We start from the raw sequence: 16,511 nt of genomic DNA on the forward strand, positions 1-16,511 counted from the left end.
AAAGTGGATGAAATGAACAAACGTCCCAGAAAATGTTTAAGGTATAGAACGCCTTATGAGATTTATTATTCAGAGGTGTTGCATTTAACTTGACAATTCAAGGGAAAAATATAGGACATACAATGCTTTTTCAGGAGAGGCGGATTTCGCGCCGGTTTTCTATGCTCAGATCAGATGTAATGCTTCAAAATCCTCTTCTTCCAGCAAACCGCCTTCCTTTGCTACCACCGCGGCGGAAACAAGATTGGCGGTTTCCAGCGTTTTCTGCCAGTCCCAGCCAAAGTGCCGGCCGGCGATAACAGCGCCCATGTGGGAATCCCCGGCACCAATGGTATCTTTTACTGTGGTGGGACGGGGCGCCGCCTGATATTCCTGTTTGCCGTCGAAGCAGTAGGCTCCGTTTTCGCCCAAAGTAATGATAACGGGGCTTTTTGTTTTTTCATAAAGCTGCCGGGCCGCCTGCTGATAGGTGGTTTCTCCCGAATACGCCAGACTTTCCTCCTCGTTTAAATGGAGGATGGGATGCAGGGCAAACAGGGCTTCCATGCGGTCAGCGGGAATTTTCAGGATACGGGGACCAGGGGCGAAATAGATCTGGTACGCCGGATGATGTTCCAGATAATGGATGATGTTCCAGCCGGTGTATTCCTCGATTTCCAGCCCGCAGGTATAGACGCTGTCGATGGTTTCTGTGTCGATTTTTTTCAGATATTCTTCATAAAAGGTGTATTCGATGCCATGATCCACAATAAAGGTACGTTCGCCGTCGGCCTCTACCATACAGTAGCAGCAGCCGTTTTCCTGTTCCGGCACGCGCACGTAAATGGGAACGCCCCGCTTTTGCAGTTTTTCCAGTACAAAATTGCCGTAAATACCGCCGCCCACAGCGGTGCAAAGGCTGTAAGGGGCACCGAAATGGCGCAGGATATCGCTGACCAGAAAGGCACAGCCCCCCAGAGAACGTGTCTGTTTCAGAATATGAATATCCTCCTGCTTAACGGGAAGATGGTCGATGTTTATGATAACGTCAACGACGGTGGAGCCGATGACCAGTGTCTGCTTCATAGGAGTTCCTCCTTGTTTTTTCTTCCAGTATACAACGATTTTGCCACGAAAAAAAGCCTTTTCCTCCTGCACCCGGCCAAGGAAAGGGCTTTTTGTCTGTTTACAGCAGGGAAAACTCCCGGCGCAGTTCCGCCAGCAGTTCCGCCTTTGTCTGGGGCGGATGATGGCCTTTGACGCAGAGGGAAAAGGGGATTTCCTCCAGAGCGGCAATATGGGCCGCCAGCAGTTCTTTGTCATAGACCCAGTCCTCTCCCACAGGGACGGAACAGTAGGCGTCCCCCAGAAAGAGCACGCCGTCCGCCAGAATGACGGCGCAGTCCTGAGCGTGGGGGGAAACCAGCTCGAAAAAACGAACGGGAATATCCAGTTCCAGTGCGATTTCCTGATGGAAAGATAAATCAGCGGGGCGGACCTGAATCTCCTCAGGACGGGCATATTCCTCCCGGATATGGGTATCGCAGAAAAGGGACTCCTCTCCCGTTTCTACCCGTTTTCTCATTTCCTCTTCCGTCCAGCCCCAGCCCGCCATGGTGTTTAACAGTGCGTTTGTTTTCTCCGAAGCCAGACAGAAACAGTTTGCCGCCGTTATGCCATAGGTATGGTCCCAATGGGAATGGGTGATGCAGAGCAGTTTCGGCCGGGGCAGGCCTTCCGCCGCCAGCAGAGCCAGATATTCCGCCACATGGGCGGGGGAGTTGCCGCCGTCTACCATAACGGGATAGCGGCTGTCCCGGATATAGCCCAGACAGGGCCGGTCCCGCCGCTCTTCGTGGGTAGTGTAATAGACATTTTTCGTTAGTTGCTTCAGTTCCATAGGTACGCTCCTTTTTTAGTCCTTCAGGAAATCCTCCAGCTCTTTCTGCCGCTCTTGGGCGTGGCGGTAGCCGTGGAGGTAAAACTGCATCAGCTTATGATAATCCGTTTCCATTCTGCCTACGACGGGGATTTCCGGCCGGAAGGAGAGAATCTTCCCCTCTTTTTCCAGTCTGCGGATCTCCGCCAGACGTTTGTTGTATGTCTGGGGCCGCCGCAGCAGAAGCTCCTCTACCATCGGGTACTGCCGGTATATTTTTCCCATGAGCTTTGCGGATTTGCCCAGCGTCATGCGGAAGTCCGGATTTCTGGTCTGTACCACTACCAGCTTCTCACAGCCCATGTCAAAGGCACGCTGGATGGGGATGGAGTCGGAAAGTCCGCCGTCCAGATAGGGGGTGCCCTCCAGCAGTACGGCGGGCGCGGCCCCGGGCATGGTGCAGGAGGCTTTGCCGATTTCCATGAGCCGTTTTCTGCTTTTTCTTTCATGGAAAAATTCCGCCTCCCCCGTCAGGCAGTTGGTGCAGCAGTATTCGTCGTATACCTCCGACTGAAAATAAGCGTCAAAGTCAAAGGGAAAGTATTTATTGGGATAGTGCCGGAAAATCATATCCATATCCATAAGGACATGCTTTTTCCAGAGGACCTTCAGGCCCGTATAGGCGTATTTTTTGTCTGTATGGATCATACAGTCCCGGGTACGGCCGATCTGGCCGGAGACCAGATCCAGACCGTTGCAGGCCCCCGCCGATACACCTACCAGATAGGGGAAGGAAATGCCCTGTTCCATCCAATAATCCAGCACGCCTGCCGTATAAACGCCCCGGGCGGCGCCGCCTTCCAGTACCAGACCGATTTTTTTCATTGTAGATCCTTCCTTTCTTTTCTCGTCTCTTCTTTAATATGCAAAAACAGGAGGCCGGAGCGTTCCCTTTTAGGGAAAACTCCGGCTCATTCAGGTTTTGATCTTCTTTTTTTGGAATCAGCTTTCGGCGGCTGCCTTTTGGGCCGCTTTTTCCGCCTTGGCCATACGTTTTTCTACCCGGCGTCTGAGACGTTTCTGTCTGCGGCGGTTCATCCATGCGTAAACAACGGGGATGAATACCAGTGTAACCATGGAGGAAAGGGTCAGACCGAAGATAACGCTCAATGCCAGAGAGCGCATCATTTCGCTGCCTTCCTGCTGGGTGACAACCATAGGGATCAGACCCAGGATGGTAGTCAGAGTTGTCATCATAATAGGCCGCAGACGGCGGGGACCGGCGGTGGTCAGCGCCTTATAGCAGCTCATGCCGCGGCTCATCAGCTGGTTGGTATAGTCTACCAGCACGATACCGTTATTTACAACCATACCTGCCAGCATGATAAAGCCCATCATAGCGGACATGGTGATGGTGTTGCCGGTAATGAACAGCCCCAGAATAGCGCCGGTAAAGGCCAGAGGCATGGAGAACATGACAATGGCGGGATACCGCAGGCTTTCAAACTGAGAAGCCATAATCATGTAAACCAGAAGGACAGCCACGATCAGTGCGGTGGTCAGAGAGCTGAACGCGTCATTCATCATTTCCAGCGTGCCGCCGAATTCATAGCTGCATCCATCGGGGAATTCATAATCCGCCAGAACGCTTTCTACCAGCTTCTGGGCGTCGCTGCCGCTCAGTTCCGGTGAGGAGGCCTCGATGGTGATATAGTTTTTCTGATTTTCCCGGTAAATGGAGGTAGCGCTTTCACTCATTTCCACAGAAGCGATGCTGGAAAGAGGAATTTCACCGCCGTATGCCGAGGAAACCGTCAGGTCGTTCAGATCTGTCAGATAGTTCAGATCGGCAGTGTCATAGCGGATGACCACGTCAATCTCTGTGCCGTCGATCTTATACTGTGTGGCGGTGGAGCCGGAAATGGCCGTATTCAGGGAGCTGGCGATGGAAGCGGTGGTGATGCCGTAAAGGGATGCCTTGTTCCGGTCAATGACCACTTTGGCCTCCGGTACCGTTGCGCCGGTAGAGCCTTCCACATCTTTTAATTGAGGGATACCGCTCAAAAGTTCCACCAGATCCTCTTCTACATCCAAAAGGACGGCGGAATCATAGCCATAGACGTTCAGGGATACGTCTGTGCCGCCAAAGCTGCCCATGGCGGAGCTGGAGGAGGAAGCAGTGATTTCCGCGCCGGGAATATCCGCTGTCAGTTCCTTGATTTCCTCACAGATCTCGTTGGTGCTGCGGCTGCGGTTTTCTTTATCCACCAGATTCATGGTGATGCTGGCACTGGAAGTGCCGCTGGAGAGCATACCGCCCCCTACGGAAGCGTATACAGTCTGGGCCTCGGGAATATCCTGCAAACGGTACAATACCTCCCATACGGTTTCTTCCGTAGCATCCAGATCGGTGCCGTTGGGCATTTCGATGGTGATATTGGCAACGCCTTCGTCCATCTCATCCATAAAGTCCATACCGGTGATGGGAAGGGTACAAAGGCTGCCGATAAAGGCCGCCAGTACGATACAAATGGTCCGTCTGGGATGGCGCAGCGCCCATTTGATGAGCTTTTCATAGCCGTTATTGATTTTATCCAGTACCAGATCCCACATATAGAGGATATGGAACAGCTTTTTGTTGGGTTCTTTTTTCTTCCGTTCCCGCCGCAGGAACAAAGCGCAGGCCATGGGCACGAAAGTAATGGAGACCACCAGAGAGGAGATCAGGGAGAAGCAGATGGCGAAGGAAAGACTCTGCATCAGCTGTCCCACAGATCCGCTTACAAAGGCGATGGGCAGGAATACGGCTACGGTGGTCAATGTGGACGCCGTAACGGCCATGGTTACTTCTTTGGCGCCGGATTCCGCCGCTTCCGCCGGGGCGTAGCCCCGCTCATAGTATTGATAAATGCTGTCCAGTACCACGACGGAGTTGTCTACCAGCATACCGATACCGATGGCAAGACCGCCCATGGAAATGATGTTCAACGTCATCCCCGCCAGATACATCAGCGCGAAGCTGGCCAGAATGGAGGTAGGGATGGAAACGGCGATGATGATGGAAGTCAGCGGGTTCTTCAGGAACAGCAGCAGTACGAAGAACGCGATAATGGCGCTGAGGAAGGCCGTTTCTGTTACGTTGGACAAAGATGTCTGAATATATTCGGAGGTATCTGTCAGCATGGTGATCTGCAGTTCAGGATAAGCGGCGTTCAGATCCGCCATTTCTTCCTGAAGCTTTTTGCTGACGTCTACCAGATTGGCGGTGGACTGTTTGTTTACGGAAAGCATGATGCCGTATTCCCCGTCAATAATGGTAAAGGAACTGCGGTCCACTTCCATTTCTTCCACAGTAGCAACGTCGCTTAAATGGATCAGCGCGCCGCCGGAGGTGGTGATGGGCAGATTCCGGATTTCCTCAATGGAGGAAAATTCCCCCATGGTACGTACCTGTACCGTAGTAGTGCCCTGGGACAAAGAGCCGGAGGGCAGGTTCATATTTTCCGCCGCCAGCACCTGGGACAGGGTGGAGGTGGAGATGCCGTAGCCCGCCAGCTTCTGGGGGTCTACGGTGATGCGGATCTCACGCTCGATGCCGCCGGTCATATCCACGGAGGCAACACCCTCGATACGCTCCAGCCGGTTGACCACATTGTCCTCCAGCATTTCGTTCAGCGCGTTCAGGTCCATATTTTCCGCCGTAACGCCCAGATAAATGGGCAGGGCGTTCATATCCATTTTGATGATGTTGGGTTCTCCCGCGTCATCGGGCAGCGAGGATTTTACCCGGTCGATGACCTCTCTCAGGTCCACGGAGGCCATGTCAATGTCTGTGCCGTCCACGAACTGCACCATAGCAAAGGATACGTCCGCGGAAGAGACGGAGGAGATGGTCTCCACATTGGTTACGGTGCTGAGGGCCTCCTCCAGAGGCTCTGTCACCAGATTTTCCATTTCCTCAGGACCGGCGCCCACATAGGTAGTGGTGACTACTACAATGGGGATATCCACATTGGGCATCAGAGCCATATCCAGATTCAGATAGGCCACAATCCCCCCAAGAAATACCATCATGGTCACCATAAAGGTGGTAACGTTCCGGCGAATGGCAAGTCTGGAAATCATAGATTATTCCCCCTTTGCTTCCCCGTTGGTTTCGGTATTCTGTGTCTGCGCATCCTGTTCTGTTTTTTCACTGGATGTTGTTTTCAGATCGGCGATCTGTACTTCCTCTCCGTCGGAGATATAGGTCTGGCCTTTGATGACAACGTCCATGCCTTCACGCAGACCCTCTGTAATCTCGATTTGGTCACCGGATTCGATGCCGGTGGCAACAATGGTCTTTTTGGCCGTATTGTTTTCTACGATGTAAACATAGGTTTCTCCGTCTTTTGTCATAACGGCGTCACGGGGCAGGATAATGGCATCATCGGAGGCTTCCTTGACGAATTTTACCTCCGCCAGCATCCCGGCCTTTAACAGACCGCGGCTGTTGTCCAGCTCAACCTTGATGGTATAGGTGCCTGCCTGGGTAGCGGCGGGGCTGATAGTGGAAACGGTGCCTGTCAGCGGCTCCGGAGAAACTGCCGTCAGCAGAACATCTACCTCATCGCCTACGGCGATATCGTTGACCATCTGTTCTGATACGCCTACTTCTACCTTGACTCTGGACAGGTCAATAATGGTATAAGAGGGTGTGCTCTGGGAAGCGAAACTGCCAATTTCAATATTTCTGGCGGAGATGACGCCGGAAATGGGCGAGGTCACGCTGCAGTCGGCAATGTTTTTCTGTAAGTTATCCATCTGTACCTGCAAACTGGTCAGATTTGCTTCCGCCGTATCGTAAGCCAGTTTGATCTGGTCATATTCGCTTTTGGCGATGATGCCTTCATCGTACAAGATCTGGTTGCTTTCCAATGTAGTCTTGGCGTTCTGGGCCTGAAGCTCCGCCACGTCATAGGATGCCTGCACACTGCGCAGATTATTTTGCAGATCGGTGCTGTCTACGCTGAAAAGTACCGCGCCGGCGCCGACTTTGTCGCCGACCTCATAGCCAAAGGACAATACTTTTCCGGCGATGGTAGGGACCACAGAGACCTCTCTGGACGGCGCTACCTTCCCCGAGAAGGAAAAATCACTGGAAATGGCGCCGGTGCCCACGGTCATGGTTTCCACACTGCGCGCGGTCTTTTCCTCCACGGTTTCTTCCGTCTGTCCGCAGCCTGCCAGCATGGCGGCGCAGATCAAAGCCAAACATAAACTCCTTTTTTTCATTCCCCAAACCCTCCTGTTTTGACTAATTCATTTAATTCCCGCAGATGAGAACAGTATTTTTCAATGGCTTCCTCAGAAAAAGAGGAAAAACAGCCCGCGATATTTTCGACCAGCTGTTCCTCCGCCTGATGTACCTCGGACATCCCTTTTTCCGTCAGACGGAAAAAGGAGATTCGGCCGTCGCTGCCTTTATCTGCCTGTACTTTTTCCAGATAGCCGCCTTCCCGCAGCCGGTTGACCATGATGGACATGCTGCTTTTGCTGATATTCAGCCAGTTGGCCAGATCGGAAATGGTGCGTATGCCCGTGGTACGTATCAGCAGCAGTACATGAAACTGCCGCATGGTCAGCTCGCCGCAGCGGTTTTTCCCGTTGATGTTGAAGGATTTTTCAATATGCTCCCTGTTCCATCTGAGGATGTTCATATTCAGTTCCACCAGCGACTTTGCCAGTTCTTTTCCCGTTGCAGAAGACATCTGTACTCCCCCTTTTTTTCAGAATACATAAACTAAAATAATTTTATTATAAAACTATTTTAGTGTCAATGGATTTCTGTGTTTCCAAATGTCGTCTTTACGCGGCGCAAAAAAACGGCACGGACTTTTTCAGTCTATGCCGTTTTATCATATGCTCTGTTAGTAGCTGTAAATTACATGGAATCCGATGACACCGGCGTCCCGGTTGGCCAGGATGCCTGGATTCAGGAAGAAGGTAATGCCGTCCTTTGTCAGATAGAAGCCGGTATCGTCGATATTTTTGTTCAGCCGGCTTTCGGCGTCGCTGTAAAAGGCGGTTTCCTTCTGAGCGATCAGGGCCAGGAATCCCTGTCGGATGGATTCTTCCAGATCGTCAGGATCATCCGGTACAATGTCTGTCAGGCCCAGTTCCTTCCCGGTAATCATGGAATAGGTCGTTGCGGTCAGGGTCTGTTCCACCGTACCGGCGAAGAACAAGGTCTCCTGTAGGATAGAAGCATAACGGTTGTCCTCTGTGGAGACAGTATTCGTCTGGCGATAGTACCAGGGCGAAAAATATTCGCTGTTGCGCTGGGCGAGGGCATAAGCCGCTTTTGCCGCCTCGGCGTACTGCATCATGGCGCCGCTGCCTTCCGCCTGCAGTTGGGTATAGATAGTTTCGTTGATGGTATTTGCCACACTGCTGTTTTGGGTCAAGGGGGTATAGGTCAGTTCAATGGTCATGACTGTTGTCCCGTCGTCTGCTTTGATTTCCTGGCGGTAGTTGCCGCCGGTGGTCTGGGCCGAGCCGGAGGTGGAGATATTGATAACGTAATTGACGCCGTCCCAGGCGACGTCCGCGTCAAAGGCCATGGCCACGGCACGGATGGGCACCATGGTGCGGTCGTTCATGATCTGGGCGGGCACATCCATGGTATAAACAACTTCTCCGTTTTTATAGACCTGGTTTTGTCCGATTATCATCAGCACCACATCGCTTCCCCGCTGGGAGGTAATGGTCTGGGCGCTTTCCTCCCAGAGGACGGTGGCGTCCATAGCCTCAAAGATTTTTCGCATTGGCACCAGTGTCCGGTCGTTCTGGATTACGGGGGCCTGGTCAAAGACTACTTCCTTCCCGTCCACATAAACGGTGATGGGAGGATGGGCCTGGACCGCCGCCGGAGTCAGAGAAGCCAGAAGAGCCAGCGTCAGAAAAAGACCGCCGATCCGCTGGAATATTTTATGATGAAAAACATGTCTGTTCATAGAATCCCTCCTGAGATACCGGCCCAAGGCCGGGAATATGGCCGGCGGACAAATGCGTCCGCCTGTCGATCACAGTATATCATATTTCAGGAATGAAAAAAAGCCGGGTTTTATCAGAATCCCAAAATAGAGAAAACCTTCTGCCCTTCGGCGGGTCTTTGCCGGAAAATAAAAATCACCGGAATCCCCACGGTACAGAGGATGCCGATGATTTTTTCTGATGTGATTATTTTTTTCTCAGAACAGCCGTCACGGTTTTTCCGGCGGTATTATCTGTCTGTTTTTCCTTCGTTTTCCAGAGCGTATTTCATGGCCAGAGAAGCGCAGTGGCCGATCATCTGCATACAGCTTTTCTTTCTGGCCTTGCACTCAAAATCCCCATGGGGCGCCGACAGCTCACTGCAAATGAGTGTGCCGTAGGTCTCTTCCATTTCGTTGACCAGAGGCGCTACCTGATCGTAGATGCCGTTGAGCTCTGTGATGCGTTCCGCCATGGTTTCCTTTGCCATAGGGTCTTTCCGGCCCACCGCCAGGGAAAGTGCCATTACCGCTCCGGTTACAGCGCCGCAGACATGCTTGGTATGGCCCATGCCGCCGCCGAAGCCCGTGGCCATGCACATGATCTCTCTGGGCAGGTCAGAGCCGTGGATATCCAAAAAGCTGGCCAGAACACATTCCGTGCAGTTCAGCCCCTGACGGAAATAATTTTTTGCCTGTGCCTCCGCCTGTTCCGGCAGTGTCAGTTCCTTTTTTTCCTCTTCCATATGCCTTACCTCCTGTTCCTCGACAAAATCACCTTTTTTTCAGTGTATCACGCCGAAAACAAAAGCGCAAGAACCGGGGTCAAAAGCCCTCCCGCCGGATTTTTTCCAGAATCTGCTCATCGGCGGGGCAGAATTCATAGGCAGGAATCTCCTGAGCGGTGATCCAGGAAAATCCCATATGCTCCAGCTGTTTTGGCTCTCCTTCTGTGATCCGGGCCAGAAAAAGGGTCAGATGTACCGTCAGATCGGGATAGACGTGGCAAACCTCCAGATAGACCTTGTCCACCGCTATGCCGATGTCCAGCTCCTCCCGACATTCCCGTTTCAGGGCTTCTTCTTTCGTTTCCCCCGGCTCCACCTTTCCTCCGGGAAATTCCCATAGACCGCCTCTGGCCTTATGCAGGGGCCTTTGGCAGATAAAAAACCGCCCGTTTTCATGGAGCAGGGCGGCAACCACTTCTGTCATGCGCTTTCCTCCTTGTTGTTGGCGGAGCGGACGCTCTGCCCTTTTTTCACACCATACCACAATTTCCTTTGTTGGGAAAGGTGTTTTCTGCCAAAGAAAAACAGACAGGGAATCCGCTTTTGGCGGTCAGTCCCTGCCTGTCTATGGATGGGTGAAGGCGGAAGCGCCTCCCCATGCTTTCAATGAAAACGGTGCAGATATTTTTCTCTGGTGGCCATACCGCCCCGGATATGGCGCTCCGATTTGTTGACCTCCAGCACCTTCCGTACGGATTTGGCCAGATCCGGGTCGATTTTTTCTACTCTGTCGGTAATATCCTTATGTACCGTAGATTTGCTGATGCCGAATTTTTTCGCCGTTTCCCGTACGGTGGCATTGGTGTGGATCATGAATTTTGCCACTTCCACCGCCCGTTCTTCGATATAGCTTTTCAAAAAAAGCACTCCCCTGAGATGTTCTTGATTATCTATATGCGGCCGGGCGCCGTCTTATGAATAGACGAAAAGCCATGAAAAAAACAGGTACAGCGCTTTTGGGCGGTCTATCCCTGTTTTTTTGTCCCCGGCGAAAGGGGCCGGTCTTCGATAATGGCTCTGGCGATTTCCCGGCGGGGGAGACATTGGTCCATGGCCGCTTTTTCAATACGGCGGTGGGCCTCCGGTTCCGAAAGGCCTTCCCGGTCGATGAGGACCCACTTAGCCCGGTTCACCAGACGGATTTCTTCCATTTTTTCCGAAAGGGTAACGGTTTTTTCCTCAATCCTGCCCAGGCGTTCCCGCATACTTACCATCCAGTCCAGAGCGCAGCGTACCGTCTGGCGGGAGGCGGGCCGGGGCAGAAGGAAAATGCCGTATTCCGATATTTTTTCGTAAACCTCTTCGTACAGCTCCGCCCGCACTGTCAGCAGTACCACAGCGTTCTTCCGGGCGGAGACCTCCATGGCGAATTCTATGCCGAAATCATCATTCAGGGGACTGTGGATCACGATAAAATCATAGGTCCGCTCCAGCAGCTGCCGTTTGGCGGCGCTGACGCTGTCAGCCCAGTGGATGGTATGAAACCGGGAGGGCGGCAGCAGAGACTGAAGCGCTGTTTGAAATTTTTGTGCGGCGGAAACCGTCAGCATACTGTAAAGGCGTTCCGGATCATTCATTGCCGTCCTCCTTTCTCTTAAAACTGCTCTTTTGTGACGGCGTCCAGATAGGCCCGCAGAAGATCAGCGGGCAGATGGTCCGCCAGGAAGGTGCTGTTGGCCGCCGTTACGGCCGCTTCCCTCCGGCTTTGGGGCAGGGGCGCGTACTGCCGCAGAACCTGCGCACTGGCGGTAAACAGGTTTTCCTCTACCGGCGGCGGCAGCTCCAGTCCATGGGTGATGCCTTCCAGACCGCTGTAAATAAGCAGAGCGAAGGCCAGATAAGGGTTGGTGCTGGGGTCCGGAGAACGCAGCTCCGCCCGCCGGTGCTCTTCCGGAGAGGCGGGTACCCGGATCAGCTGGGAACGATTCTGGCAGGACCAGGTGATATAGCCCGGCGCCTTTTGTGTTCCCAGACGTTCGTAGGAGGCCGCTGTGGGATTAAGAAATACGGTCATATCGGCGATATGCTTCATAATTCCCGCCATCATCTGGGGCAGTGCGTCTCCCTTTGCCTCGGTCCGGGCGGAAAGATTGATATGAAAGCCATTGCCGGGATAGTGCTTCATGGGCTTTGGCGAAAAATCCGCATACAGTCCGTTGCGCTGGGCAATGGTTTTGACTACGGTCTGAAAGGTCATGGTATTATCCGCCGCCGTCAGAGGGTCGGAATAACGAAAGTCGATTTCGTTTTGCCCCGGTCCTTCCTCGTGATGGGAGCTTTCCGGGGAAATGCCCATTCGCTCCAATGTCAGACAAATTTCTCGGCGGATATTTTCGCATTTATCCTCTGGCGCCATATCCATGTAGGAGGCGTTGTCGTAGGGAATCCGGGTGGGCTGACCGTCATCATCCAGACGGAAGAGATAAAATTCCATTTCCGGTCCGAAATCGAAGAAAACACCGGCTTTTTCCGCCGCGGCCGCCGCCTCTTTCAAAAGGCTTCTGGTATCACAGGGGAAGGGGGTGCCGTCGGCATAGGTGATATGGCAGAATATCCGCACCACCTGGCCATGCTCCGGCCGCCAGGGCAGGATGCTGAGGGTATCCGGCTCCGGATGAAGAAACAGGTCGGAATGGGCTTCATCGCCGAACCCGGTAATGGCCGAGGCGTCGAAGGCGATGCCGCAGGAAAAGGCCCGTTCCAGCTCTCCCGGCATGATAGAGATATTCTTTTGCCGGCCAAAAATGTCGCAGAAGATCAGCCGGATAAATTTCACATCCTCTTCCCGGATGTATTGAAGAACTTCTTCTTTGGAATATTTCATGATTCTACCTGCTTTCCTCTATTTTTCAGTTGATTTTTTCATGGAACGTCTGATTTTATAAAAAAATATAGCATAAATATAGCATAGCTTTCCGGAAGTTTCCACAATTTTTCTATGGGGATAGATATGTTTTTGTACATGGCCGGAGAGATATAGAAGATTGTCCGGGAAAAAGAGATTGACAAAAATTCGCGCTTGGTGTATAAAAAATAAGTCAAGGGCAAAGGCGTCTTTGAGGAAAAACCTCAAAGGCGCCTTTGTCTTTTTTTGTAAGAAAAAACAAAAGAAAAGAAAAAGACAGTACGGAAAAGAAAGGAGTTTTGCTATGGAGAAGGTATCGGATTATTTTGGCTGTTTTGTATTTGATGATAGAGTCATGAAAGGAAATTTATCCAGTGAAGTTTACCGTTCCCTGAAAAAGACTATTGATGAAGGGGCGAAGCTGGATATCAGCGTAGCCAACGCTGTGGCGGAAGCCATGAAAGAATGGGCCGTTGCCCACGGCGCTACTCATTATACCCACTGGTTCCAGCCGATGACAGGGATTACGGCGGAGAAGCATGACAGCTTTATTTCCCCTTCTCCCGATGGCAGAGTTATTATGGAATTTTCCGGAAAAGAGCTGATTAAAGGGGAACCGGACGCGTCGTCGTTCCCATCGGGAGGTCTGCGGGCTACATTTGAGGCCAGGGGATATACGGCCTGGGACCCGACTTCTTACGCTTTTCTGAAGGGGAAAACACTTTGTATTCCGACGGCTTTTTGCTCCTACGCAGGGGAGGCGCTGGACAAAAAGACGCCGCTGCTTCGTTCTATGGAAGCGCTGAACAGACAGGCCATGCGTATCCTGAAACTCTTCGGAAATGAACAGGTAAAATGCGTCCGCACCTGTGTGGGACCGGAGCAGGAATATTTTCTGATTGATGAACAGATGTACCGCCAGCGGCGGGATCTGATGTTTACGGGACGTACTTTGTTCGGGGCGAAGCCGCCCAAAGGCCAGCAGCTGGATGACCATTACTTTGGCGTAATCCCGCCCAGAGTAGAGGAATTTATGGAGGATTTGAATCAGGAATTATGGAAGCTGGGCATTTTGGCCAAAACAGAGCATAACGAAGTTGCCCCCGCCCAGCATGAGCTGGCGCCCATCTATACGACGACCAATATCGCCACGGACCACAATCAGCTGACCATGGAGATCATGCAGAAGGTGGCGGCCCGTCACCATCTGGTATGCCTGCTGCATGAGAAACCCTTTGCCGGTGTCAATGGTTCCGGAAAACACAATAACTGGTCTCTTTCGACAGATACAGGAATCAATTTGCTTTCTCCCGGGGAAACCCCTCATGAGAACGCGCAGTTTTTGCTGTTTTTATGCGCCGTGATTCAGGCGGTAGATGATTATCAGGATCTGCTGCGGATTTCCGTAGCCACGGCCGGCAACGATCTGCGGCTGGGGGCCAACGAGGCGCCGCCGGCTATCGTTTCCATGTTTTTGGGGGAGGAACTGAATGGGGTTCTGGAGGCGCTGGAGCAGGATAAGCCCTATCATGGCGCCAAAAAGACAAATATGAAGCTGGGGGCAGTGGTGCTGCCGAAATTCCCTAAGGACAGCACGGACCGGAACCGGACCTCCCCCTTTGCTTTTACCGGGAATAAATTCGAATTCAGGATGCTGGGCTCTTCCAACAGCATTGCCTGTGCCAATATCATGCTGAATACGGCTGTGGCGGAAAGTCTTCGGATCTTTGCCGACCGGCTGGAAGGGGCGGAGGATTTCGAAGGGGAACTCCACGATCTGCTGCGGGAGACGATTTCCGCCCATAAACGGATTATCTTCAACGGAAACGGTTATGACGACAGCTGGGTAAAAGAGGCGGTGGAGGAACGAGGACTGACCAACGATCCCACCACACCGGATTGCGTGCCCCGTATTCTGGAGGAAAAGAACATGGAAATGCTGACCAGACATAAGGTGTATTCCGCGCCGGAACTGCATTCCCGCTGTGAGATTACGCTGGAAAACTACTGCAAGACGGTACTGATCGAGGCCAATACCATGGTGGATATGGCAAGAAAGGAAATCCTGCCCGCTTTGCAGAGCTATATGCTTTGTCTGGCGAAAACGGCCGCGGCGAAAAAAAATCTGGACGCGGGCATTGCCTGCTCCTTTGAACGGGATACTGTCACGGCGCTTTCCGCTCTGGCGGATGAGATCGCTGAGAAGACAGAGGAGCTGGAAGGGGCCACGGAAGACGCGGAAACAAAAAATGATGTATACCTTCAGTCCCGCCTGCTGCGGGATGTGGTCCGGCCCAAAATGGAGCAGCTCCGTCAGGTCTGCGATGAGGCGGAAAAGAAAACGGCAAAACAGTACTGGCCGTTTCCTACCTATGGAGAATTGCTTTTTGGTGTACGTTAACGTAAAAAGGGAAGGGAGGTACCGCTTATGTGTTCAATTATGGGATATTGCGGCAGCGGCGTGCAAAGGGAATTATTTGAAACGGGATTTTACCGTACTGTTTCCAGAGGACCGGATGACAGCCGTATTATAGATACCGGAAAGGGATTGTTGGGATTCCACCGGCTGGCGATTATGGACCTGACTTCGGCCGGAATGCAGCCCTTTTGCCTGGATGGCAGCTATGCCGTCTGTAATGGGGAAATATATGGATTTGAGAAATTAAAGGAAGCGCTTTCGGAGCGTTATTCCTTCCAGAGCGATTCTGACTGTGAGGTATTGCTGCCTTTGTACCGGGAATACGGCGTGGAAATGTTTTCCATGCTGGACGCGGAATTCGCCTGTATCCTGTACGATGGCGAAACGGGGGAATATATTGCCGCCAGAGACCCTATCGGTATTCGCCCCCTGTATTATGGCTATGATAAAAACGGCGTGATTCTGTTCGCCAGCGAGGCGAAAAATCTGGTGGGGCTTGCCACGCGTATTTTGCCCTTCCCTCCCGGACATTACTATAAAAACGGAACATTTATCTGTTACCGTGATATGTCCCGGGTAGAGGAGGTTTGTTATGATGATCTGGATACCATTTGCCGGAAGATCCGTCAAAAGCTGACGGCGGCCGTAGAAAAGCGTTTGACGGCAGACGCGAAAGTAGGCTATCTTCTCTCCGGTGGTCTGGATTCCTCTCTGGTCTGCGCCATCGCGGCCCGCAAAAGTCATACGCCCATTCGCACCTTTGCCATTGGGATGGAAAAGGACGCCATTGATCTGAAATATGCCAAGGAAGTAGCGGACTACATTGGCAGTGAGCATACGGAGATCTATATGACAAGGGAAGAAGTCCTCTCTTCGCTGGAAACGGTCATCCGGCTGCTGGGGACTTATGATATTACTACCATCCGGGCCAGCATGGGCATGTATCTGCTGTGCCGCGCCATTCATGAAAAGACGGATATTCGCGTCCTTTTGACAGGCGAGATCTCGGATGAGCTGTTTGGATATAAATATACGGATTACGCCCCGGACGCGGCGGCCTTTCAGCAGGAGTCCCAGAAGCGTATCCGCCAGCTGCATATGTATGATGTTCTGCGGGCGGACCGGTGTATCAGCGTAAATTCTCTGGAGGCAAGAGTGCCTTTTGGCGATTTAGATTTCGTTTCTTATGTAATGTCTCTTGACCCAGAGGTAAAAATGAATCATTATAATAAGGGGAAATATTTGCTTCGCCGTGCTTTTATCGGAGAGTATCTGCCGGAGGAAATTCTGTGGAGAGAGAAAGCGGCCTTTTCCGATGCGGTAGGTCATTCTATGGTGGACGATCTGAAGGAGTACGCCGAAACATTATATTCAGAAGAAGAATTTCAAAAGAAATGCCGAAAATATGATTATGCGCCGCCGTTTACAAAAGAATCTTTGCTCTATCGGGAAATTTTTGAGAAGTATTATCCCAGCCAGGCGGAGATGATTGCCGGCTTCTGGATGCCTAACCCCGATTGGGAGGGTTGTCAGGTAAATGACCCCTCCGCCAGAGTGCTGGCGAATTACGGCGACAGCGGCAAATAAA

Annotated in this window: 14 protein-coding genes; 2 read left to right on the forward strand and 12 right to left on the reverse strand. The window is 52.1% G+C overall.

The window, feature by feature from the left end; genetic code table 11:
* Positions 1-165: 165 nt before the first annotated feature.
* From H9X84_RS05045 to H9X84_RS05100, 12 genes are all read right to left on the reverse strand, one after another.
* Entirely contained in the window at positions 166-1,065 is a 900-nt protein-coding gene (locus H9X84_RS05045; RefSeq protein WP_205133399.1) for a carbohydrate kinase family protein, read from the reverse strand.
* Between the two features lie 100 nt (positions 1,066-1,165).
* On the reverse strand, positions 1,166-1,879 hold the full coding sequence (locus H9X84_RS05050; RefSeq protein ID WP_205133398.1) for an MBL fold metallo-hydrolase: 714 nt from the start codon (positions 1,877-1,879) through the stop codon (positions 1,166-1,168).
* Positions 1,880-1,894: 15 nt separating this feature from the next.
* Positions 1,895-2,743 carry a patatin-like phospholipase family protein gene (locus H9X84_RS05055; RefSeq protein WP_205133397.1) on the reverse strand — a complete coding sequence of 283 codons (849 nt, stop codon included), beginning with the start codon at positions 2,741-2,743 and terminating at the stop codon, positions 1,895-1,897.
* Between the two features lie 117 nt (positions 2,744-2,860).
* Positions 2,861-5,983, reverse strand: coding sequence for an efflux RND transporter permease subunit (locus tag H9X84_RS05060; RefSeq protein WP_205133396.1), 3,123 nt, complete (start codon positions 5,981-5,983; stop codon positions 2,861-2,863).
* Positions 5,984-5,986: 3 nt separating this feature from the next.
* Positions 5,987-7,132 carry an efflux RND transporter periplasmic adaptor subunit gene (locus H9X84_RS05065; protein ID WP_205133395.1) on the reverse strand — a complete coding sequence of 382 codons (1,146 nt, stop codon included), beginning with the start codon at positions 7,130-7,132 and terminating at the stop codon, positions 5,987-5,989.
* Positions 7,129-7,608 carry a MarR family winged helix-turn-helix transcriptional regulator gene (locus H9X84_RS05070; RefSeq protein WP_205133394.1) on the reverse strand — a complete coding sequence of 160 codons (480 nt, stop codon included), beginning with the start codon at positions 7,606-7,608 and terminating at the stop codon, positions 7,129-7,131. The genes H9X84_RS05065 and H9X84_RS05070 overlap by 4 nt, the downstream gene beginning before the upstream one ends.
* Before the next feature lie 159 nt (positions 7,609-7,767).
* Complete coding sequence (locus tag H9X84_RS05075) at positions 7,768-8,853, reverse strand: stalk domain-containing protein (protein WP_205133393.1); 1,086 nt, start codon at positions 8,851-8,853, stop codon at positions 7,768-7,770.
* A gap of 269 nt (positions 8,854-9,122) precedes the next feature.
* The gene (locus H9X84_RS05080) at positions 9,123-9,617 is read right to left on the reverse strand and encodes a C-GCAxxG-C-C family protein (RefSeq protein WP_205133392.1); all 495 of its coding nucleotides are present in this window, start codon (positions 9,615-9,617) and stop codon (positions 9,123-9,125) included.
* A 79-nt stretch (positions 9,618-9,696) separates the two neighbouring features.
* Entirely contained in the window at positions 9,697-10,083 is a 387-nt protein-coding gene (locus H9X84_RS05085; protein ID WP_205133391.1) for a (deoxy)nucleoside triphosphate pyrophosphohydrolase, read from the reverse strand.
* A 179-nt stretch (positions 10,084-10,262) separates the two neighbouring features.
* Positions 10,263-10,517, reverse strand: a complete 255-nt coding sequence (gene spoIIID / locus H9X84_RS05090; protein ID WP_205133390.1) for a sporulation transcriptional regulator SpoIIID — start codon at positions 10,515-10,517, stop codon at positions 10,263-10,265.
* 107 nt (positions 10,518-10,624) lie between these two features.
* Positions 10,625-11,236, reverse strand: a complete 612-nt coding sequence (locus H9X84_RS05095; RefSeq protein WP_205133389.1) for an ANTAR domain-containing response regulator — start codon at positions 11,234-11,236, stop codon at positions 10,625-10,627.
* A gap of 17 nt (positions 11,237-11,253) precedes the next feature.
* Positions 11,254-12,483, reverse strand: coding sequence for a glutamine synthetase family protein (locus H9X84_RS05100; protein WP_205133388.1), 1,230 nt, complete (start codon positions 12,481-12,483; stop codon positions 11,254-11,256).
* A gap of 325 nt (positions 12,484-12,808) precedes the next feature.
* On the opposite strand from H9X84_RS05100, the gene H9X84_RS05105 reads away from it, so the two are divergent.
* Positions 12,809-14,905 carry a glutamine synthetase III gene (locus tag H9X84_RS05105; RefSeq protein ID WP_205133387.1) on the forward strand — a complete coding sequence of 699 codons (2,097 nt, stop codon included), beginning with the start codon at positions 12,809-12,811 and terminating at the stop codon, positions 14,903-14,905.
* Positions 14,906-14,932: 27 nt separating this feature from the next.
* Entirely contained in the window at positions 14,933-16,510 is a 1,578-nt protein-coding gene (asnB, locus tag H9X84_RS05110) for an asparagine synthase B (RefSeq protein WP_205133386.1), read from the forward strand.
* The last annotated feature ends 1 nt before the right edge of the window (position 16,511 follow it).

The organism is Anaerotignum lactatifermentans, from assembly GCF_016902535.1.
Lineage (GTDB): Bacteria > Bacillota > Clostridia > Lachnospirales > Anaerotignaceae > Anaerotignum > Anaerotignum lactatifermentans_A.